The organism is Pseudoalteromonas sp. S558 (assembly GCF_005886635.1).
GTDB lineage: Bacteria > Pseudomonadota > Gammaproteobacteria > Enterobacterales > Alteromonadaceae > Pseudoalteromonas > Pseudoalteromonas aliena.
Window position 1 is genome coordinate 1 of sequence record NZ_PNDU01000150.1, and the last position, 21,092, is coordinate 21,092.

Here is a 21,092-nt window from a genome sequence, read left to right on the forward strand (position 1 = left end):
GTAATTACTCATTAATTATATGTTTGCAGGTGAAGGGGGAAATGTCTTAGCAGCGGCCTTAAAATTTACTGTAGGCGCCCAGCTTGCTCGCGCGAAAAGCGAAGCTTTTAAATTGAATTTACTTAATATCGCGCTGGCGACGGCAACTAAATATTGATCTGATATACAGATAAGTTTTACTGCAAGTAACTCCCTGCTTAAGTTGGAGCTTATAGGACCCCCATAAAAACCATTGTCGACTCCAGATAATTATGTTTTAAAGATTGTAACAAAAACTTATATTAGAAAATCTGAATAATGAATGAAAGGCTTTAGTATCTTGTAAAATAGCAACAAAATCATAGATATTAGTTGGATTTATATTTTATAGTACTGAGCATGCCTTAATCGCAGCAGTTATAGCTAAAGCACTTTGTTTAGAATACCCTCCGCCACCAGTGACAACAGTTGGTATTTCAAGGTTTTTCAAGTGAGAAAGTATGAATTTCTCCCGTTCAGCAACATCTTTAACGGTAAGTTTAAAACCACCTAATTTATCAATAGCCAACACATCTGTTCCGGCAATAACAAATGCTAGGGCATAATCAGCTTTTACTAACTTGAGTGCTTGATTTAACTTATCTAAATATTCATGGCCTTCAACACCACTTTTCAATGGAACAGGAAAATTGACTCTGTTACGCGTAAAATCAGAGGTTGGGTAAATATCTGCATTATATACATCTAATAAATGTACATTTACATTATCCTTGAAAGAATAGGCATTACCGTTACCGTGATGCGCATCAACATCTATAATCAATACTTTATCAGTTTCACTTAATTGACCATTCTTACGTAATTGTTGATAGCTAATTCCAATATCATTATAAATACAAAAGCCTTCCATATTAACGTTGCTAGCGTGGTGAAAGCCCCCTGATAAATTCCACATAATATCGCCAGAGCCCAATGCCTTTTCAGCCCCAAATAAAGTTCCCGCAACAGCTAAGCGCATAGGTAACAAAATTTTATTATCGAGAAAATTAAAGCTAACAAAAGGAATTTTAGGAACTTCCAAAGCCCTAAATACAAGCGTTTTACTTAAAACCAACTTTCTCATTAATTCATTGAGGTATTCATTGATCACGACAGATGAAACAGGCCCCATTGGATGGATTATTTCAATATTTAAGCTATCAAGCTCTGTAATTACTTTTGCAAACTTCTCACCATCAAACGGGTGCAAGTATTTTAGTAATCCTAATTGATAATTAAAGCGAGGCTCATAAATAATTTTCATGTCTATGCATTTTCCGTTTCTGCAAGTTCCTTAGCGTAACTTAAAACCCTAAGAAGTACTAAGTTACCTTGCACACCTGCAAAGGGGATACACCACTTTTTAGGATAGCCTTTAAATTTAACGTAGGCGCAAAGCTTGCTTGCGCGAAAAGCGAAGCTTTTAAATTGCCTTACTATCATTTAAGGCTCGCTGTACAACTTGATAGCAAATAGCACGCTGCTGCTCTTGATTTAAGCTAACTTGTCGCATTGAAAGGATAGTTTTAACTATTTGTTTATGAGAAACGATTGGAAAGATTGGTCTCTGCTTTAGCTCTACAAACCAACCAGGAAAGCATAAAACAGGTAAAATCGGAGTATTAAAACCGGTAGATTCATACAGCCATTTATTTACCCAATTTGCTTGAGTTTGAGCTTGCTTTAGCGGCTTACTTTCAAACCAAGAGGGGAATGCTAAATGATTATTCTCAAACTTCACTTTGTAATTTGTATCGTCTTTTATTCGCTTATGTCTGCCTTTGGTCTCAATAGCAAATATCCCATTTGGTCCAACAACTAAATGATCGACATTAAAGCCATCGGCCTGTATATCATGAAATACCTGATAACCGTGTGATTGTAATTCTATAAGTTCAGAAGCAACGGCGAGTTCTGCATCACGCCCAAGTTTTAACTTAATTAAATCGTTAGATCTAAGCCAGAGCTTTCGTGCAACATAGGCAAAGCCCAATACGATCATAGTAATTAAAAAGTAATTGAACTTACCGCTGGCAAACATTTCAGCAACACCTTTAATAGCAAAAGGCATTGTAACTATCAAAGCAGACAAAAAGATTAAGCCAATTACATCAACAATCTTATCATTAACTTGTTCATTGAGTGTTTGCGCAGCAACACGTTTAAGCTTTTTGCGATCTACAGGTAATTTCGCATTCTTCTGATGAAGCCATATCTTAAAAAGCAAAACACCTAATAATGAATAAACACTACCAATAATAAATAAAAGACTTAAACCTTGGTTTAATAAATCATCCATGATGAGTTCCTATAATCACAATGTTTACTTTATACCTTAAAAACAGGTACATGTCGCATTATTCAATACTCATGCTACAAAGTTCACCTAAACACTCGTAGGCGCAAAGCTTGCTCGCGCGAAAAGCGAAGCTTTTAAAATAATTTACTTATATCGCTTTGGCGACGGCAACCAAGGGGCGGTCTTCTTCAAATAAGCTCTGCTGCTAATAATTCATCCCTGAAGCCGGGTTCCTGTCAGCATCCATGCTTCCACTTCCTCAAGCTGCAAAGCTACGCTTTGGTCATTCGTCACCCACGGCGCCCGGGGATCACATTATTTCCTCAATTTAAATTACTCATCATTAATTTAATTTCGGGTGTGATCACGGGGGAATTGCCTAACCAACTGCTTTCATATTTGTCGTTGGTTGTGGCGTTATGTATATTTAATTATCTTAGCTGCTCGAGTCAATTTAATGGATTCCAATTTACCCTCATCATTAAGCTTTCCTAAATACCGTGATTTAGTTAAAACACTCAAACATGGTAAATCATTACCTACCGCTATTTACTTACATAAAAGTTCGCTTGAAACAGCACTTCAACCAGAGCTACTAAGTTTTATTCAGAGCACTATAAACCAATTAAACATTGATGAGCCGTGGAACTTACTAAAACTCTATAAACGCGATTTAAAATTCACATTACTAAACTATCCCGACTTTGATAACTATGCTTACCCTGCACTTCATACTAGTTATACAATCGACGCGGCAGAGCTAACAATAAAAACAACAAACTATAGCAATTCGGATAACCCACCTATATTGCATCGAAAAGAAACATTTATTTTGCCCTCCAACAATAATTACAACGCCTTTAAAAAAATAACAAACGAAGGTGAACAAATAGGCTTATACCAAAACACTAAAAGCATTGGTTTTAAACAACAGTGGCAAAACTTAATAAAGCGTAAAGGTTACAAGCTAGACGAGAAAGGAATGCTTCATAAAGTCGCAGAGGTTAAACAACCCAAAATGGAGCAAAAAAGAGAAGTAATACAACGCCATTTAACTGCAATAAATCGTGATAGGCTTTCTGCACCTTTTCAAAAGTTGGCAAAGTATGGTTATTTAAATGGTGATTATTCAATACTCGATTACGGCTGCGGCCTAGCAGACGATGCTACAGAGCTTGAAGCCCACGGGCTTAATATAAATGCGTGGGACCCAGTGCACCGCCCCAATGGGTGTAAACAAAAAAGCGATATAGTTAATTTAGGGTTTGTACTTAACGTAATCGAAAACGTAAATGAGCGTACCGAAACGCTAAAAAATGCTTACAAGCACACAAATCAGCTACTTTTAGTATCAGTAATGTTAGCTAACGAAGCCAAGCAAGAACACTTTAAACAATACAAAGATGGCGTAATTACTAAATGGAATACGTTTCAAAAATACTATAGCCAAGCTCAAATAAGAGCTTACATAGAGCAAACCCTAAACGTTAAAACAATGGCCTTTGGGCAAGGCATAATTGCTATTTTTAAATGCCCACAGCTAGAAGAGGCACACCACCTAGAGCTTCAATTTCAAAATTATAATTGGCAACACATAACACAAAGAGCGCAGCCAAAGGCATTACCTAAAGCACAACAAAAAACCTTATTTGAAAAACACCAAACATTACTTGATGACTTTTGGCAACACTGCCTTCACTTTGGTCGTTTACCTGCAAACGACGAGTTTGAACAAAGTACAACACTGCGCAAATACTTAGCCAGTCACAATAAAGCATTTAACTTGCTACAAAATTACTATGAGCAGAATGAGTTTGAGCAAGCACAACAAAAACGAAAGCACGATTTACTCGTTTACTTTGCACTTAGTTTATTTGGTAAACGCCAAGCTAAAAGTCATATGCCTGCAAGGCTAACGCGAGATCTAAAAGTTCACTTTAACAATTATAACCAAGCGCTTGAGCAAGCTAAAAAACTACTTTTTTCAATTGCTGATCCCACTAACATTGGCAATGCCTGTTATCAAGCCTATGAGCAGATTCAACTCGGTGAGTTACACGACAACCACTCATATATTTTACCCACTCGTTTTTTAAACCAACTCCCCGCAATACTACGTGTTTACATAGGCTGTGCCGTGCAGTTGTATGGCGATATTGACGATGTAGATTTAGTAAAAATACATATGCGCTCCGGTAAAGTTACTTTTTTAAAATATGATGACTTTAATAAAAAACTACCGCTGCTCACTGAGCGAATAAAAGTAAAAATGCTAGAGCAAGATATCGACTACTTTTATTACGGAAGCGACTACCCGCTACAGCCACTTTATAACAAAATAGATTATTTACTAAAAAGCAGTAATGGATATAAAAACCAACAACGATTTGATAAAAAGCTTACTGATATGCTTAAAGGTGTACCCAAAGCAGAATGGCCCAATTGGTCAATATTACAAAAGGTGTTTGAATATTGGGCTGTAGAATTAAAAGGAGATAAGTTTTTTAAAGTTAAAGAGCAAAGCTAATCGCAGTTTAAAACACCCATCGTTTTTAGCTTTAACATACCACTCGAGCCTGTAAGAGCATGAAACTATCTGTAAACGATGATAACTTGTTCCGCAGTCAGTTATCATCGTTTACAAATTTAATAAATGAACACTTACCCAATATTTCAGGTATGCTTGAATCAATCTGATTTTTTAAGGTAATTTGGTTTAAGCGGTATTAGTTAAATACTTGTACTTTTCCCAAACAGCCCACTCATTTTGTCGCCAAAAAAATGTAAATCGTTAACAATATCTTTATGTCGTGTTTCTACTTCACGGTTAATAACCTGATGTAGGCGATAAAGTGCCTGTCTCTCTGTCAATAAGCCTGTTACTTTTTGGCAACTAATTAAAGACACTTTATATTGAGCCGTTCTGTAACGTGACCAAGCGCGAGTATAACCTTCCAGCCTATTTATAAAATAAAAAATGACAGACATCCCCAACCCAATACCTAGTAATGGAATTATAATAACGCCTAAGTCCATATTTAGCATTTTTAATACCGATGGTATAAAATAAGTTGATATTATTAAAATATTAGATTTCGACTTGATAACGCCTAAATCAGTGACCAAATCGGGCAGTAAACTTATAAATAAAATAAAGCATGCTAATAAGCTTAAAAGCCATAACTCAATACTTTCATAATCGCCTTCAAATTTTCCTATAAAGAATAAAGAACCGGCAAACATCGCCAAAAAAAGCCCTTGTTTCATTGCAAAACGACAAACATTACTCTTTTTTGCAAACCAGACCACATAGCTGTTTAAATAATCTGAGTAATTAGAGCATTGGCGTTCGAACGATTGATAGTTTCCAAAATCATGCCACTGCGGTGAACTCTTGTATTTTACTTTTTCATTTTTCATTTTAATAACTCAATTTTTTAAAACGCCAGATTTTGCCGTTACGCACTATTTGCTCTAACTTTGCAATTGCATCCATAGAAGGTAAACGTTTATCCAACTCGATAAGAATATGTGCATATTCATTACGCAGATTTGTTGAAAATATACCAGGGTCATCAGAACCTAATACAACGGGCACTTCCATGCCTTTTTCTTCGGTTACACCTAACCAATCAAAAATATGGTGCTCACTGTGATTTTCATAAAAACTAATTCGTACGTTACTTGTTGGGAGGGACTCAATAGCCATGTGGCGACGATTAATTTTACCTAATACATATTTTTGTAGCATACGAAAAACTTCATATGTAAATGCTTTTTCACAAGGGCAAGTAAGATCAACTTCTATCAATTCTTCATATTCATAAACATAGTTTGTGTTATTAATGCCATGGTATTTTTCGAATATCTCGAAAGCAACTTCTCGCTCAGCTTTAATGGTTTCAATATGCGCTAACTCCTTGCGGATGTCATCTCGTAGGTAACTGTTGCACGCACGTTTTAATTCAAAAGCTAAAATAGGGTCTAAGTAGCGTAATTTCCAAGCATCATAAAGATCTTGTGCCGAGTATCCTTTTTTATATATTTTTGCTGAAAGTTTACGAATTTCACCTTCCATTAAATGTAATATGCGTCCTTCAATATCACTTTCACACAATATACGATATGAAAATACTAAGTCGTCCAATCTCTCTCCTTGCTTCATAACAAGGGTACTACCAATTCTGTCACGCCAAAGTGTTGGATTTATTCCAATTGCCGTTCCGTGACCAATTCGATTACCTGTTTTTAGCTCTAAGAAGTCGATTGCTTCGGCTACAGTTCTGATCCCCGATAATAGATGAACAAAATCTTCACCTGCATGAAAAGTAAAATTGTGATAACCATTAGCTCTAAGTCGTCTAAACACAGGTGCAAATGTTTCAGGTCCTGCATCTAACTCATTAGACGCCGCATCAAAGCCAAATAAAAATTCATTCAACCCGCTATACCTATTTGTCAATGCAACCATAGCTCGACGAGTTTTTTCTATTTCATTTCTTAGAGAGAACTGCCTACATGTCCAGCCAAAATCATGCTCTCCTTTTTTTAGCTTTATCAATCTGCTATCTGGTTTCTTTATAAAATGGGCAAGTAAGCCAAGCTTAAGACTCCCTCTACTTTGCTGAGCAGAGCTCAGTAAATCAAGTAAACCATAAGGAACAGTATTATTAGCCGAGTTAGATTTTTTTTCACTATTGAATTTATCAAAATCTTTTAAAATAGACTTTAACGTAGCTATATTATCTTCTAGTTTTAGACTGGGTGCATAACGACCCTCCAATAAAGCTATATCACTTTTTTCTTTGTAGGAAAATTGATGGAAACGAGAAACAAATTCAACTTCGGCCGAGCGCCGCATCTGATTAAAAGTAATTTTTTGAAACTGTTCAAAACCTATATTTTGAGTTTGCTGTACAATTAATCGCATAAATTGACACTTTAGCAGTAGATAATAATAAAGAGCTTGAGCAAACTCATCATCGTCTCTACGCGAACTTAAGTAGTCAAAAATTAGTATTAAAAATAAAGTTTCCTCAGCTAATGGGGTTTTATTTTTTTTATCTATATGACTCAATAAGTTTTTAAACTGTACAAAAGCCTTTAACCCATCTTGCTCTACTGTATCAATTGCATTAAAACTTCCAGCCATATTAATACTTACAATATTAATACTCTCATCAGGGCTAAAGACTTTTTTTAATAATGCCCCCCTTAAAAGCTTAGCCGTTCTTAATCGTTTAAACTGTTTTCTTTGATTAAATCCCAATTCATCGGCAATATACTGCTCTTTAACTAAGTTATTATCTTTTGCCCATAACAAGGTATTAGCAAATGTTTTTGGCTTTTCAAGTGCAATTCTCCACACTTGCTCTATTTCTGTTGAACCACTTAAATGAACATGTAAGTCATCTAACTGGAGCCGCTCTATCAACTCATCTAATCTAGGATCTTTAATTGAAGGTAGTACGCTATATCTAACTTGTGGTGATATTACTTTTTCTATGTAATCAAGTAATTCCGTACGGCTAAATATATTTGGTGAACCATATCTTTCTCTTAAAGACTCGGCAACCGCTATTATTGGCGGTACCTCTGTGATTAACTCTTGCCACTCGCTAAATAAATCTGTTTTTACAAGAAGTTGACCATTTGTAGTTGGCTCTACATACCGAGAAGCTAACTTGTTTAATACCTTAAGTAGGAAGTCTGATAGGCTACTACCTTTTGTATTCAATAATAAGCTTTGTCTATTTTTTATTAAGTAATCCGGTCGTTTAGCATTTCGACGATGTACTCCCTGAAACAATAATTGACTTAGCTGACTTGGTAAAATAAAGCCATTCTCAGTATAAAGCCTTAGAGCTTCGGAGTTTCGAAAACTTTCTCTAAGTAACTCTTGAGGCATTATTTTTTATCGCCTAGTGTGTTGTTTTCATTATCGTCTAGTATGTTATTTTCATTTTGATTGTCGGATTCGTTTTTATTAGCGACTGCGTTTTCATCATCTTGCTTTTGTTTTGAAGTCGCTTCTTTATTTACTGTGACCTCTTTAAATATACTTGCTACATTCTTAAATTTTTCACTAGTGTTAAGTGGTACGCTATTGAGAATATCCCACAGACCATGGAAACTTACTTCATTATCACCATTCTTCCATGTTGCAGTTATTGCAGACTTGTAATCTAGTTTTTCTTGGTTAGCACCAGTGTAAGAATAAAATTGGGCCACATGAGTATTAAACCAATTAACGCCTTGATAATGGACGACTTTCTTTTCAGAGTGTGGATATAAAAAGACGCCAATCAACGGACATGATAAAAAAACATCTAATAGTGGGTATTCGCTTAAATCTAAGGAGCTCTGCTTCTCTAACTCATCTTTCCCAATATTTTCGATAAATACACGGTCCGAGGTCGGATTGGATTTACTATTTAACTTTTTAGAATTAAGTGAATGCTTATTCTCTTCAAAGTGTAATGCACTTAAAAAAGCAATTAAATGACGATGTAAGAGGTTACCCAAGTAGGGATCTAACTTTCTATTCTCTTGGCACATTGAATCCGCATTTTTATAATATCTTTTTAAGGCGCTCTCTAAAGTTTGTTGAGAAACTGAAATTGTTTGGAACCTTTTTTTAGTTTCAGCAATCCATATACTTAAAGCTTCAAAAAATTGGCCCCACGTATTTTTTCCTTCTGTATCGAAGTCAAGCTCGTCTTCCTCTCCATCGTCAATTAGACTTGCTTCATCATCAAGAAACACCGGCTTTGGTAATATTTCTTTATCTACAAGATCTTTTAATTTTTCAGTAATCTCGTCTTCTGTTTCGACTATTAAAATTTCAGCGATACTAGCAATCAACAACGGAAAACAAATATAGCTTTTTCGTTCACCTTGACTAGTGTTTGTTTTCACAGTCATTAAGTGAACTAAATTAGGAAGCCCACCAAATGTTGAAGGTAAGTCTGATAACCTATTGAAAATACCTTTTTGCCCAGTTAACTTATCATTTTGTAATTCGATTACTTTCCAATACTCTCTAAGATAAATATTTTTCTGTGCCTCAATGCGACTCTTCTCAAAGTCTATCTTTTCAACAAAGTCTTTTAGAATGACTCGTTTTTCTTTGCCCTTGGTGTCTTTTGATGGTTTGTATCCCCAAACCCTTTTCAAGGCACTATTTATTGTGAAACTTTGGTTATCCGGAACACTAATAGCCAATACTCTCATGCTACTCGATAAGTGAGAAATAATAGAGGATGCACGTAAGCTAAAATCGTATAGCTCTGGTGAGTTTTGAGTGTTTAGATATTCAAACAGCTCTTTATCCATGTTAGGAATGAATTGAAATATAAAATTAACCGAACTATTTCTCAAAGAGCAAGCTATAAAACTTTTCGGCGATATATGTTTAGTAAGAGCCGTCAAAGATGAAAAAGTAATTGCTAACTGATTTTGATTAAAGTGTTCATATGTTGGTAAGTATGGCTCTAGCTTGTTCTGTAGCTTATTTGCACTTAGCCAATGCCAGTAAGCATTAAAAACTCTATTTTCAAATGAAGTTGAGCTCATTAATCCATCTGTATCAATATTTTGTGATAATAGGGCTGAAGAAAATATATCCGTCAGTCTATGATTGACATTTGTAAGAGCATTTCTTAACTCTTCGTAACTTTGCTCTTTAGTGAGCTCTTGAGTCGTTTTTAGAAATTGCCAAATAGTTCTAGCTGGCAAGCTGAGAATCGCATCGATATAAATCTGATTCTTATTATTTCTACCTAAAATTTTATTAAAAATTTTATTAAGATAACTTTGCAAACTCTCACTATTACCCTGTCCTGCAGTAACTTGAAAAGACAAAGAGTCCCCTTTTTCCTCAACCATTTTACGTAGACTCTTCATATGAATACGATTCTCAGGTTTAAGAACTTTTAATAAATATTGTTCTTCTAATCGATCAATTTTCTGTATTAAAGGATCACTTTCCCAGGTATTTTGATGATTATGAAATTTATTATTTGGTCTATCATAATTCAGAACAGTGTCACCTATGGATTCTAATACAGCTCTTCTAATAAGAGTTCTATACAAATCAATATCACCAGAAATTATTATTATTAATTGCTTGTGTGTTAAGTATTTTCTTACAGTTTCTAAGACCGGCCATCCTCTTTCAAATTGAGTATCAATATCATCAAATGTAATAACAAGAGCCTCTTTCCCCATTAGTTCAAGTGACGATTTGATAAACTGATTCAAAGCAACTTCTAAGCTAAGACCTTGCTTTGCTTTTTGTAGGCCTGACTCTAAAACATAATTTTTATCTTCCCATTCATCCCCATAGTTTGTCTGAGCACCTATACCATCTATTTGACACAATCCACCGGCTAAATCCGTTAATGTTTTTTGCCATATTGAATATTTTTCGTTAGAGATATTTGTATTAGGGAAGGACTTGTCTATCTTTGTTTTGATCAATGATATTATTAGTACAAGAACATTTTCTTTAGAAGATACTAAAGTAGGGTCTATTACTGGTAAAACTAAATTTTCACCATCCTTGTCATTAGCCAAATCATCTAAAATATTTCTTATAAATGTAGATTTACCAGTCCCCCTAGCACCGCAAATAGTAATTGCATTATGAGCACGCTCATAAAAGAGCTCACTATCATCTTCACTTTTCAACTTTATATTTTTTAAAAAACCACTAATCTTTAGTTCAAAAGAAGCTTTTGCGTCAATCTGAAAAAGTTGATTGTTTCCAAGACTAATAACGTCTGTTGGCATATCAAGATTTAGTTCAATAGTATTTTTATTTACATCTGTTTTAGTTGGCATTTAAATATCCTTTTTAGATTATTATTCATTAAATCATAACTATAAATAATTCAAAGTCGAAAAAGGAACAAACATCAAAATAAAAAGTTAATGCAAACTGAACAAGAAAAAGCTTTGTTATTTTTAACAAACAAATGATTATAAGTTATCATTTAAAATGTTACACTTTGCTAAAAATAACAAACTAGAATTAATTATGTTTGAAAACAAATATTGCTATTCATTTCCAGCAGTAAGAGGGCAACAAGCAGGTCGCCCTTTTTACATTGCTACTTGCCCACTTAGAATTATTCCTAAAATATTTTTATTTGATGAAGAGGAAGTGCCTGCAGAACTACGGGCACAACGTACTTTAAATCGGACACGCCTCCCTGAAATGGTACGTTATTTAGTTGATAACCCTAAGGAGTATGTATTTTCGTCACTTACCGCATCAGTCGGTACGGAAGTACGGTTTATTCCTCATGATGGGGCTCATGATTTAGGTGTATTACAAGTACCTATGGATGCTGAAATATTGATTAATGATGGGCAACATCGCCGTGCAGCCATTGAAGAAGCATTAAAAGAAATGCCTGAGCTAGGTCAAGATAATATATCTGTTTTGTTTTTTGTTGATGAAGGCTTGAAGCGTAGCCAACAAATGTTTGCCGATTTAAATAAGTATGCTGTAAAGCCTAGCCCTTCAATTAGTGCGTTATATGATTTTAGGGATTCGTCTGCTGGTGTTGCGCGTTACCTAGCAACAGAGATAAAGCCTTTTGTAGGTTTTACTGAAATGGAACAATCGACTGTTTCGCCCAAAAGTGCCAAGCTATTTACGTTAAGTAGTATTAAACAAGCAAGCCAAATACTGCTCAGTAAAAATGCAAAGTCGCATTTTGAAGATGGTGATTTACAAATTGCAGTTAGTTTTTGGCAAGCGTGTTTTGGTGTTATTACTGAATGGCAACAAGTACATAATAAAGAGCTTTCTCCTGCTAATTTTAGGCAAGAGTATATTCATGCTCATGGCATTGGTTTACATGCGTTAGGCCGCATGGGTAAGTCATTAATTGCACAGCACCCTAGAGATTGGCAGCGTGTTCTGCAAAAGTTAAACAAAATAGATTGGCGAAAGAGCAACCCTATATGGGACAATAGAGCATTGCACCACGGAAAATTGTCCAAAGCTTCTAGTAATATTAAACTCACTGCCAATATTTTGAGGCAGGCTCTTGATTTACAACTTGAAGGCGATGATAAAAAACTAGAAGAAGAGTTTAGTAGTAATCATGTTTGAATTTCAAAATTATGACGATATCCATGACTACATGGATTTTATCGAAGACCAAACCTTTGCTGAGCGTCCTTTAAAGGAGCAACTCGCGGAGATTCAATATTTATACATGCGTGAAAACCAACCTTGGGTTGTTGCTTTTAGCGGCGGTAAAGATTCAACCGCTATATTAACGCTTGTGTATTTAGCTCTACTTGGTTTAAGCCCTGAACAACGTACGAATAAAGTTTACGTTGTGTTTTGCGACACCTTAGCTGAAGTCCCTATTTATCTGCAAAAAGCGCTAAATGCTATAAAGACACTACAACGCGCAGCGAGTATTACAGATTTACCAATAGAAACTCGCGTTATTACCCCCAAAGCCAGTGATACTTTTTGGTCTCGCTTACTAGGGCGTGGCTATCCTGCGCCTAACTTAAAGCTGAATCGCTGGTGTACTGAAAAAATAAAGCTAAATCCATTCAAGGATTTTGCTAAAACTGAATTTAGTGCAGACCAAGCTCCTATTGTTGTTATTGGTTCTCGCTCTCAAGAAAGTAAAAACCGCGAAGATATATTAGAAAAATACCATTCTGGTAAAGAGTATTTTGATGAAACTGACCCACACTACCGAAGGTATGCACCAATTAAAGATTGGCAGGTTCAGGAAGTTTGGCATTTACTTGGACAGAAAATTGCTCCAAGACAATACGCTGAACTAGGCCCTTGGGAAACCCCTTGGGGTACATCTAACATTGCCTTAGTAGAGCTTTACGACAGTACAAACTCAACTAGCGGCGAATGTCCTTTAGTTGAAACTGCTTCGTCTCCGGGTTGCGGGAAATCTCGCTTTGGCTGTTGGAGCTGTACGGTAGTTACTAAAGATAAAGCAATTGATGGGCTTATCGCAAATGGTGAAACTTGGTTACAACCTTTAGCTTCTTTTAGAAATTTCTTGCATTCGACTACTGAACCCAGTGTAAAAGGGTTGTACCGTCAAAATCGCAGACGCGACGGAAAAGTAAGCGTAAAACACGGTATGCAAGAAGAAAAAGATATTGAGTTTATTCACGGTCCTTACTTTCTACACCTCAGAAAAGAGTGGTTAGAGCATCTATTAACGATGGAGAAGGAAATTAATGAGCAAGGCAGAGATGTTTCGTTAATTACAGAAGATGAACTTCATGAAATACGCACTCAATGGCGAAATGATCCGTTAACTCCTGACTGGGCTGATGACTTACCCAAAATTTATAAGCGTGTATACCCTAACGGACCGGTTGAATTTTTAGAGGATGACGGCAATACATTTACTAATGTTGAATCTGAAATGATTAACCATATGGCGAAAGTTCATCAAATTGATGCCGAATTAGTTAAAAAGTTAATTGATTTAGAACTTAGTTTGTCGGGACTAGGCAAGCGCCAAGGTATATTTAATCGTTTAGATAAAATACTGCGTCAAGACTGGGGGAATGTAGATGCTGCAAAGCAAAAACGTGAATCAGAAAAAACGCTACAGTACTCACTATTGCAAGATATAAATGAAATTCAAGCTGAGTTAAACGGAATTGACTCACTAATAAACAGCGATTTATAAACAATGATTATTACGAAGCTAAGTTTAAATAATTTTAGAGTGTTTGCTGGTAAGCATGAGATTGATTTAAGACCTGAAAAAGATAAACCTATTATACTTTTTGGTGGTTTAAATGGGGCAGGTAAAACAAGCATTTTAACTGCAATACGATTTGTTTTATTAGGTAGGCAAGCCTTTTCTGACTCACTTTCAAATCCTGCTTTTATAAATGAATTACAAAAACTTATTAATAATAGCGATGGTAAAACTGATAATAAGCGAGCATCTTTAGAGCTTGAATTTAATTATGTAAGACAAGGTATTTGCTACAACTATTGCGTGAAAAGGCATTGGCAATACGGTTCCATTGACGAACTCGTTATTGTTGAGAATGATATTGAAAAATTTGAGCTTAATTACGAGCAGGCTCAGGCTTTTTTACTTGAATTAATACCAACAGGTATTGCCGATCTCGTTTTTTTTGATGGTGAAAAAATAGCCGAACTTGCTGAAGATAATTCCGGAGCAATTTTACAACATGCAGTAAAACGCTTGCTTGGGTTAGATATAGTAACTCGTTTAAAAGAAGACTTAAGAATCTATCTGCGAAAAGCAGGTATAGCGGCAAGTGAAGAAAAACTTAAAGAACAATACCACGCATTAGAATCTGAAAAAGATGAGTTACTTGCGCAGGCTTTGCTAAAACGAAGTCAAGCCGATTTAGTATTCAATAGCATTACCGAACTGAACCTTAAAATAACATCTGCAGAACAAGATCTGCTATCCGGTGGTGGAGCTTGGGCATCAAGTCGTGAAGCTACAATAAAATCTACAGATATAAACATTCAGAACAAGGCTGTACTTGAAAGCCGGTTACAACAAGAACTAGAAGGCGATTATGCCCTCAGTTTAGCTCAAAATACACTGTCTGCCCTCCTTAATGAAATAGCTAAAACTCACGGTGCGGCTAAAAAAATTGCTTTTAAAAACCAGCTTAATTCATTTTTAGAACAGCATAACTCAAAACAATTTTTTGATTATAAAGATCAGCTACTAAGCGCTGCTAGTGAATACAGTAAACCGGAAGATAATTTAACAACGTTTGATTTAAGTGAGCAACAAAGTGCATTGCTTCATGCACAAGTTACTCAACGTGCACTTAGTTCTTTAAAAAATGCCAATGCTTTAAAGCTCGAGTTAGTGGAACTACAAAATATAATTGAAAATGCTTCAATTAATATAGCTAGAGCCCCAGAGCAAGAACAGCTACAACAATCTTTTGATAAATTAAGAATTTTAGAAAAAGAAAAAAATATCTTTGTTAAAGATTATAAAAATATACTACTTGAAGCTAAAACACTCTTTAAAAGTGCGCAGGATTTAACAAGTAAGTTAGTTAAACTTCAAAAAGAAATGAAAACGGCGTTTGGCGAGGAAGATTCAGCTATTAGAGCAAGTAGAACTATTACATTATTAGATGAGTTTGCAACTGAACTAGCTAAATTAAAACTGACAGAGATTGAAACCAAGTTTATAAAATCTTATAAAGAACTCAATAGAAAAGAAGATCTTAAGATTGATATTAGTATTGACCCTCAAAGTTATAATGTAATTTTGTTAGATAACTTTGGTAATAACATTGATAAAAATGGTCTTTCTGCTGGTGAGAAGCAAATTTTCGCTATTGCAATGCTTGATGCATTAGCTGCAATTTCAGGTAAAAAACTCCCTGTAGTAATCGATACTCCTTTGGGTAGATTGGATTCAAACCATCGAGATAAGCTTGTTCAGCACTATTTTCCTAAAGCATCTGAGCAGGTAATTATTCTTTCTACCGACACTGAAATAAATGAGCAATATATAAAGCAAATGAAAGATTCTATTTCTCGTAAATATGATATTAGTTTTGATCAAATTACAAAAACATCTTCTGTAACTACTGGTTACTTTTGGGATGAAGACAAGGTAGGTGTTGTATGATTTTGCCTAATAGAGGAATGAAATTAACTAAAGAAACTGATGAATTTTTAAGGCGTTTAAAGGGGCGAACAAAAGTAACACCTAACATTTTAGCTAGAATGGCTTTTTTTATATCTGTTGAAAGCGGCAATCGCTATAACAATGAGCCAATTGAACTAGATGGAACTCTCTCTTTAGATAAAGTAACTTGGCTTGGGGATACTACATTGGCTACAGAAATGACTTTGCAAATGTTATATCCAGAACAAAATACTCAAGAAAATACAAAAGCGTGGGCTTACCACGTAATGCAAGGCTCTAAAAGCTTCAGGAACGCAAAGAGTATTGGAGATTTAGTTTTTTAATTTCCTAAAAGATACTTAGTTTTATATAACAAAGTTAAAGCTCTCTATCTCCCCGTGATCATATCCAAAAAATTAATGAGTAATTACATACAGAGATGTAAGTTAAGCTTTAACCCCGCCAAGGATGGCGAATATGGGGAGCTTGCATTTGTAGCAATTTGTTAACTTGAGAAAACAGCGCAACCCTCACGTTAGCTATGACTTTAAAACCAGAATAGTAATAATCGACAGTCGCCATTCTTGGCCGCCTCCTCAACGAGACGTAAGCTCGGCTCTAGTTAAAAATCTCAGCTCTAAGATATTAGCATGTAATTAAATACCACCTAATCAGTCATTAACACCTAAATGACTGATTAGGTACTCATTAATGAGATCAGAATACGCTTTAAAATGGTGCAGCAGTTAGGCGATATAATTCGCCAGCACTGCGCATAACAAGCGTGATCCCTATTTTTGAATAACGGTTATGCACTTCAAAATTGAATCAGCGGTATGCTAAGCGCGACATAAATCACGCTTAGCATTTTTTACGCGTTTAGTTATTACTTTTTTCTTAGCCAAAAAAGACTCGCGGGAACCGAAATCCACGCCTGCTTACCTAATGAATCAAGGTAAACACCGACCTCTTCTTTACTGCCTGGGCTGTAATATGGCGGCTGTTCTTTTAGTTTTTCTTGCCCTGTGAGTATTTTGGCAAAGTGTTTACTTTGCTGCTGGAGCATTTTTTTGTAATCGTTAGCGGGTTTTGAATCGCCATGCTTTACAAAAGCACTTAGCGCACGGCTTGCTGTTGCGTGTAGCTCTTCACTGTCGGAGTTAACCAATAGACTGTCTAACTTGTCCCATTCTTTATTAATTATTAGGCAATTCATTAATAAAAAGCGATTACCTTGATTATCGTTTGGGTTTAGCTTTAGTAACTCTTCGAGTTCTGATTGCGCTTTTTGGGTATAACCATGCAGTGCGTGTATTTTTGCTCGATGCGCGCGAAGCATCATATAAGGGCGTGTTTCTTGCAGCCCCCAAAAGTGCCCAGTGTTGTCTTTAATAAATTGCTTTGTAATGTGCCCTTCCATCAATTCTAAAAGCATCTGCATTGGCTCAAGTGCTTTTAGCTCTGTATCGGCGAGTACCAGTTCAAGTAGTTCATCAAGCTCATCTAATTCATTTGGTTCTTCGTCTAAAAAGAGGTTGTTAAATTCTGCTTCATCTTCATCGCTTAAAGTTAGGTCATTACTAAATCGAAGTTCAAAAATAGCGTCGGCCATAAAATAAACATAATTACGTTTATATTCTTGGGCGTTATATTGCGCAAATTCACCAAATTCTTTTGCTGCTGCTTTTTCACTAGAAAATGCTTTTAAAACGCTGTTCAGGTTATTAAGAGCCTGTTTTTGCTCTGCATCAAGCATGCGTTTATTTATATGTTTAAGTGCCTGTAAAACCCCTTTACAGTAACTTGGTAGGGGCATATTAGGTTTAAGTGAATCACGGTAATCTTGTTTAGACAGGCTACACTTAGCAGGCATTTTTAATTCGTTTTGAATTACTTTTTCCATGCACTGGTTATACAGAGCCATTAAGCTTTCTAAGTATTTTAGTTCAGTCGCATTTTGAACATTAAGATCTCCAAATAGATCTGGTTGCCACTCACTCGGGTTAAGCAATTGTGGTAATACACCCAACCCCATTAAATAACCCTGAATAAAGTAATAATCTGGTTTTTTAGCGCTTAATGCACTCAGTTTTATAACATCGTTGCGTATTTTTGTTGGCGACATAACGTGCTCTGCTATATATAAATTTAGCTTAGTGTACCGATAGCTAAAGTTACCAACAATATAATTTGTTAAATTTATAATATAAGTCAATGTGTAATTAAGTGCTCGGCCCCCGTGCTCGTTTTGTAAATTGCCTCGCATTTATATTTTTACACATCCCTTTTTTCACTAAAATACTCAAGCTGGTTTATACTGTATTAATAATAAACAAATAATAATTAAAACAGAGCTGTAATGAAGAGACTAAACACCCTTTTATTCTATTTACTTTGCACTGCATCACACAGCGCTTTTGCTTGCGACAGAACATTTACTATTGCCTCCCACGATGCCTTTTGGCCGCCATATGTCATGGGAATGAGTGATATATTTAAAGGCACTGAAGTAGAGGCATTAAATATTATTTTTAAAGACTCCCCTTTTTGTTTTAAAGTGGAGCTGTTGCCTAATTCAAAACGCGCTTTTACCGAATTAAAACATGGCCGAATAGATATAGGCTGGGCTGCTAGCTATACCGATGCACGTGCTGAATATGTTTACTTTACCGATAGCTACCGAACTGAGGTTATGCGCTTGTATGAAAATAAAAGCAATCCACATAACATTAAAAACCTAGGCGATATTTTTGAACAAGGACTTACTGTAGGTGCTAACTTTGGAAGCTATTATGGCAAAGAGTTTGAGCAATATAAAAAAAGGTATAAAAAACAAATTGAATATACCAGCTCGGCCAGTAAGCGGTTTGAACTACTTAATAAAAAGCGTATTGATTTTGCAATTGAAGACTCGCTCGTTGGCGCATTTTTTAGTAAGCGCGGCGCTAATTTGCAGTTAGTCGATAACATTAAGTTTGTAAATAAAGACCAAATACATTTAATGCTGAGCAAAAAAACAGTTTCGGCTGAAGAAGTCGCCATAATAAGCCAACATATTACAAGCAACAAAGCAGCGCTTGATGCATTATTTAAGTAGCAGCGATTAAATAACGCCGTTTTAAAATTGCGCCGCGATTAAATACACTCTAAAACTTAATACGCTTTGGGCACTTATTGGCAAGCTAAAGCGCTATTAAATTATAAGATGCGCCGAAAACAGCTTCATGGCTGTAAAACTAACCTTTTACCTTTCCTTCCTCTTGGCTGATCTGTATAATTCGCCAGCTAATTTACCCTATTGTCTGGTTCTTGTTTGTGGCGTGTTGCTGCAGCGTACTCCTGTCAGTACTAATTCTAGGATTACCTTTTTTGATCTCCACCGCAAATATTACGATGCAGTTTGGCGCAGAGCCGTTGTTTGAAAACATTTCAGCTAAATTTGGTAACGGTAACCGTTACGGTTTAATTGGCGCTAACGGCTGCGGCAAGTCGACTTTCATGAAAATTTTAAGCGGTGCGCTTGTTCCAAGTGCGGGTAATGTCTCTATTACTCCAGGGTTAAAAGTAGGTAACCTAAGCCAAGACCAGTTTGCTTTTGAGCAATACAGCGTTGTAGACGCGGTAATTATGGGCGACGTGGAACTTTGGAAAGTAAAGCAAGAACGCGAACGTATTTACTCATTACCAGAAATGAGCGAAGAAGACGGCATGAAAGTAGCCGATCTTGAAAGCGTATTTGCAGAAATGGACGGCTACACAGCAGAGAGCCGCGCAGAAGAAATTTTGCTTGAAGCGGGTATCGATAAAGAATTTCATTACGGTTTAATGGCAAACGTAGCGCCAGGTTGGAAACTACGTGTGCTTTTAGCACAAGCGTTGTTTGCAAACCCTGATATTTTGCTACTCGATGAGCCTACCAATAACTTGGATATTCATACCATTACGTGGCTTGCTAACGAGCTTAACAAACGTAAATGTACGATGATTATTATTTCCCATGACCGTCACTTTTTAAACTCGGTATGTACACACATGGCCGATATTGATTACGGCGAGCTGCGTATTTACCCAGGTAACTACGAGAAATTTTTAGAAGCTGCGGGCCTACAACGCGAGCAACTTTTAGCTGAAAACGCTAAAAAGAGTGCAGAAATTGACGAGCTACAAGACTTTGTTAACCGTTTTGGTGCTAACGCGTCAAAAGCTAAACAAGCAAGTTCACGCGCTAAAAAAATGGATAAAATTAAGCTTGATGAAGTTAAATCGTCAAGCCGTATGAGCCCATCGCTTTCGTTTGACGAAGGTAAAAAAATGTACCGTCAAGCGCTTGAAGTTAATAAGCTTGGCCATGGTTTTGATGGCGAAACATTATTTACTGGTGGCGACTTATTACTAGAAGCCGGCGCTAAGCTTGCGGTTATTGGCGAAAATGGTGTGGGTAAAACCACCTTTTTACGCTGTTTAGTAGATGAGCTAAAAAGTTTAGAGGGCGAAATTAAATGGTCTGAAAATGCGTCCTTTGGTTATTGCCCACAAGACAGCACAAAAGATTTTGATAACGATTTAACCTTGTTTGATTGGATGTCGCAATGGCGCACTGCTAAGCACAACGATTTAATGGTTCGTGGCATGTTAGGCCGCTTGTTGTTTACCGCAGACGATTCAAACAAAAAAGCCCGCAACTGCTCTGGTGGTGAAAAAAACCGCCTGTTATTTGGTAAGTTAATGATGCAGGACGTTAACGTACTTGTCATGGACGAACCAACTAACCACATGGATATGGAAGCAATTGAAGCGCTTAACAATGCGCTTAAAGACTTTGAGGGTACGCTTATTTTTGTAAGCCATGACCGAGAGTTTGTATCATCATTAGCGACACGTATTATTGATATAAAAGATAAAGAAGTAATCGACTTCCAAGGTACGTTTGACGAATACCTTTCAAGTTGTGAAGAGAAAAAAGCGTAAACGCTTTTTCTAATTGCTTACAAAAACGGGGCTAAATTTAGCGCCGTTTTTTTATGGGTGATGAATAAAAAACCCGTAAACCCACCGTATAGATTGCTCTAATATGTAGAAGCTACGCTTCTCGCGCGAGCAAGCTCTACGCCTAC

The 21,092-nt window shown here is 36.2% G+C and carries 13 protein-coding genes; 7 read left to right on the top strand and 6 right to left on the bottom strand.

Features of this window, described 5'->3' with window-relative positions; translation table 11 throughout:
• Positions 1-364 precede the first annotated feature (364 nt).
• A complete protein-coding gene (locus tag CWB66_RS11660; protein ID WP_138585505.1) occupies positions 365-1,282 on the bottom strand; it encodes a histone deacetylase family protein in 918 nt (305 codons plus the stop codon).
• A 159-nt stretch (positions 1,283-1,441) separates the two neighbouring features.
• Positions 1,442-2,317 carry a nuclease-related domain-containing protein gene (locus CWB66_RS11665; RefSeq protein ID WP_138585506.1) on the bottom strand — a complete coding sequence of 292 codons (876 nt, stop codon included), beginning with the start codon at positions 2,315-2,317 and terminating at the stop codon, positions 1,442-1,444.
• A gap of 457 nt (positions 2,318-2,774) precedes the next feature.
• Between CWB66_RS11665 and CWB66_RS11670 the strand changes: the two genes are divergently transcribed.
• Entirely contained in the window at positions 2,775-4,844 is a 2,070-nt protein-coding gene (locus CWB66_RS11670) for a DNA phosphorothioation-associated putative methyltransferase (RefSeq protein ID WP_138585507.1), read from the top strand.
• Positions 4,845-5,047: 203 nt separating this feature from the next.
• Here CWB66_RS11670 and CWB66_RS11675 read toward each other — a convergent pair whose 3' ends face one another.
• Genes CWB66_RS11675 through CWB66_RS11685 form a run of 3 tightly spaced genes read right to left on the bottom strand, consistent with a single transcriptional unit; the run spans position 5,048 to position 11,161 of the window.
• Positions 5,048-5,737 (bottom strand): hypothetical protein, encoded by a 690-nt coding sequence (locus tag CWB66_RS11675; protein ID WP_138585508.1) that lies wholly within the window; start codon positions 5,735-5,737, stop codon positions 5,048-5,050.
• A 1-nt stretch (position 5,738) separates the two neighbouring features.
• On the bottom strand, positions 5,739-8,225 hold the full coding sequence (locus CWB66_RS11680) for an amidohydrolase family protein (RefSeq protein WP_138585509.1): 2,487 nt from the start codon (positions 8,223-8,225) through the stop codon (positions 5,739-5,741).
• Entirely contained in the window at positions 8,225-11,161 is a 2,937-nt protein-coding gene (locus tag CWB66_RS11685; protein WP_138585510.1) for a P-loop NTPase fold protein, read from the bottom strand. The genes CWB66_RS11680 and CWB66_RS11685 overlap by 1 nt, the downstream gene beginning before the upstream one ends.
• A 196-nt stretch (positions 11,162-11,357) precedes the next feature.
• Here CWB66_RS11685 and dndB point away from each other — a divergent pair, with 196 nt between their 5' ends.
• The 4 genes from dndB to dndE are packed head-to-tail and all read left to right on the top strand — an operon-like array spanning position 11,358 to position 16,322.
• Positions 11,358-12,443: a DNA sulfur modification protein DndB gene (gene dndB, locus CWB66_RS11690; RefSeq protein WP_138585511.1), complete on the top strand. Its 1,086-nt coding sequence runs from the start codon at positions 11,358-11,360 to the stop codon at positions 12,441-12,443.
• A complete protein-coding gene (gene dndC / locus CWB66_RS11695) occupies positions 12,436-14,019 on the top strand; it encodes a DNA phosphorothioation system sulfurtransferase DndC (protein WP_138585512.1) in 1,584 nt (527 codons plus the stop codon). Before dndB ends, dndC begins: the two co-directional genes overlap by 8 nt.
• 3 nt (positions 14,020-14,022) lie before the next feature.
• Complete coding sequence (gene dndD / locus CWB66_RS11700) at positions 14,023-15,978, top strand: DNA sulfur modification protein DndD (protein WP_138585513.1); 1,956 nt, start codon at positions 14,023-14,025, stop codon at positions 15,976-15,978.
• Positions 15,975-16,322 (top strand): DNA sulfur modification protein DndE, encoded by a 348-nt coding sequence (gene dndE / locus CWB66_RS11705; protein ID WP_138585514.1) that lies wholly within the window; start codon positions 15,975-15,977, stop codon positions 16,320-16,322. Before dndD ends, dndE begins: the two co-directional genes overlap by 4 nt.
• 542 nt (positions 16,323-16,864) lie before the next feature.
• Here the strand turns inward: dndE and CWB66_RS11710 are convergent.
• The gene (locus tag CWB66_RS11710; RefSeq protein ID WP_138585515.1) at positions 16,865-18,103 is read right to left on the bottom strand and encodes a UPF0149 family protein; all 1,239 of its coding nucleotides are present in this window, start codon (positions 18,101-18,103) and stop codon (positions 16,865-16,867) included.
• Positions 18,104-18,337: 234 nt separating this feature from the next.
• Between CWB66_RS11710 and CWB66_RS11715 the strand changes: the two genes are divergently transcribed.
• Positions 18,338-19,075, top strand: coding sequence for a substrate-binding periplasmic protein (locus tag CWB66_RS11715; RefSeq protein ID WP_138585516.1), 738 nt, complete (start codon positions 18,338-18,340; stop codon positions 19,073-19,075).
• A 272-nt stretch (positions 19,076-19,347) separates the two neighbouring features.
• A complete protein-coding gene (locus CWB66_RS11720; RefSeq protein ID WP_138585517.1) occupies positions 19,348-20,946 on the top strand; it encodes an ABC-F family ATPase in 1,599 nt (532 codons plus the stop codon).
• Positions 20,947-21,092 lie beyond the last annotated feature (146 nt).

What these genes read in the sequence shown, in the direction of transcription:
- dndB (WP_138585511.1), top strand. Translation starts at nt 11,358, where the DNA reads ATGTTTGAAAACAAATATTGCTATTCATTTCCAGCAGTAAGAGGGCAA.
- CWB66_RS11715 (WP_138585516.1), top strand. Translation starts at nt 18,338, where the DNA reads ATGAAGAGACTAAACACCCTTTTATTCTATTTACTTTGCACTGCATCA.
- CWB66_RS11675 (WP_138585508.1), bottom strand. Translation starts at nt 5,737, where the DNA reads ATGAAAAATGAAAAAGTAAAATACAAGAGTTCACCGCAGTGGCATGAT.
- CWB66_RS11665 (WP_138585506.1), bottom strand. Translation starts at nt 2,317, where the DNA reads ATGGATGATTTATTAAACCAAGGTTTAAGTCTTTTATTTATTATTGGT.
- dndC (WP_138585512.1), top strand. Translation starts at nt 12,436, where the DNA reads ATGTTTGAATTTCAAAATTATGACGATATCCATGACTACATGGATTTT.
- CWB66_RS11680 (WP_138585509.1), bottom strand. Translation starts at nt 8,225, where the DNA reads ATGCCTCAAGAGTTACTTAGAGAAAGTTTTCGAAACTCCGAAGCTCTA.
- dndD (WP_138585513.1), top strand. Translation starts at nt 14,023, where the DNA reads ATGATTATTACGAAGCTAAGTTTAAATAATTTTAGAGTGTTTGCTGGT.
- CWB66_RS11670 (WP_138585507.1), top strand. Translation starts at nt 2,775, where the DNA reads ATGGATTCCAATTTACCCTCATCATTAAGCTTTCCTAAATACCGTGAT.
- CWB66_RS11710 (WP_138585515.1), bottom strand. Translation starts at nt 18,103, where the DNA reads ATGTCGCCAACAAAAATACGCAACGATGTTATAAAACTGAGTGCATTA.
- dndE (WP_138585514.1), top strand. Translation starts at nt 15,975, where the DNA reads ATGATTTTGCCTAATAGAGGAATGAAATTAACTAAAGAAACTGATGAA.
- CWB66_RS11660 (WP_138585505.1), bottom strand. Translation starts at nt 1,282, where the DNA reads ATGAAAATTATTTATGAGCCTCGCTTTAATTATCAATTAGGATTACTA.
- CWB66_RS11685 (WP_138585510.1), bottom strand. Translation starts at nt 11,161, where the DNA reads ATGCCAACTAAAACAGATGTAAATAAAAATACTATTGAACTAAATCTT.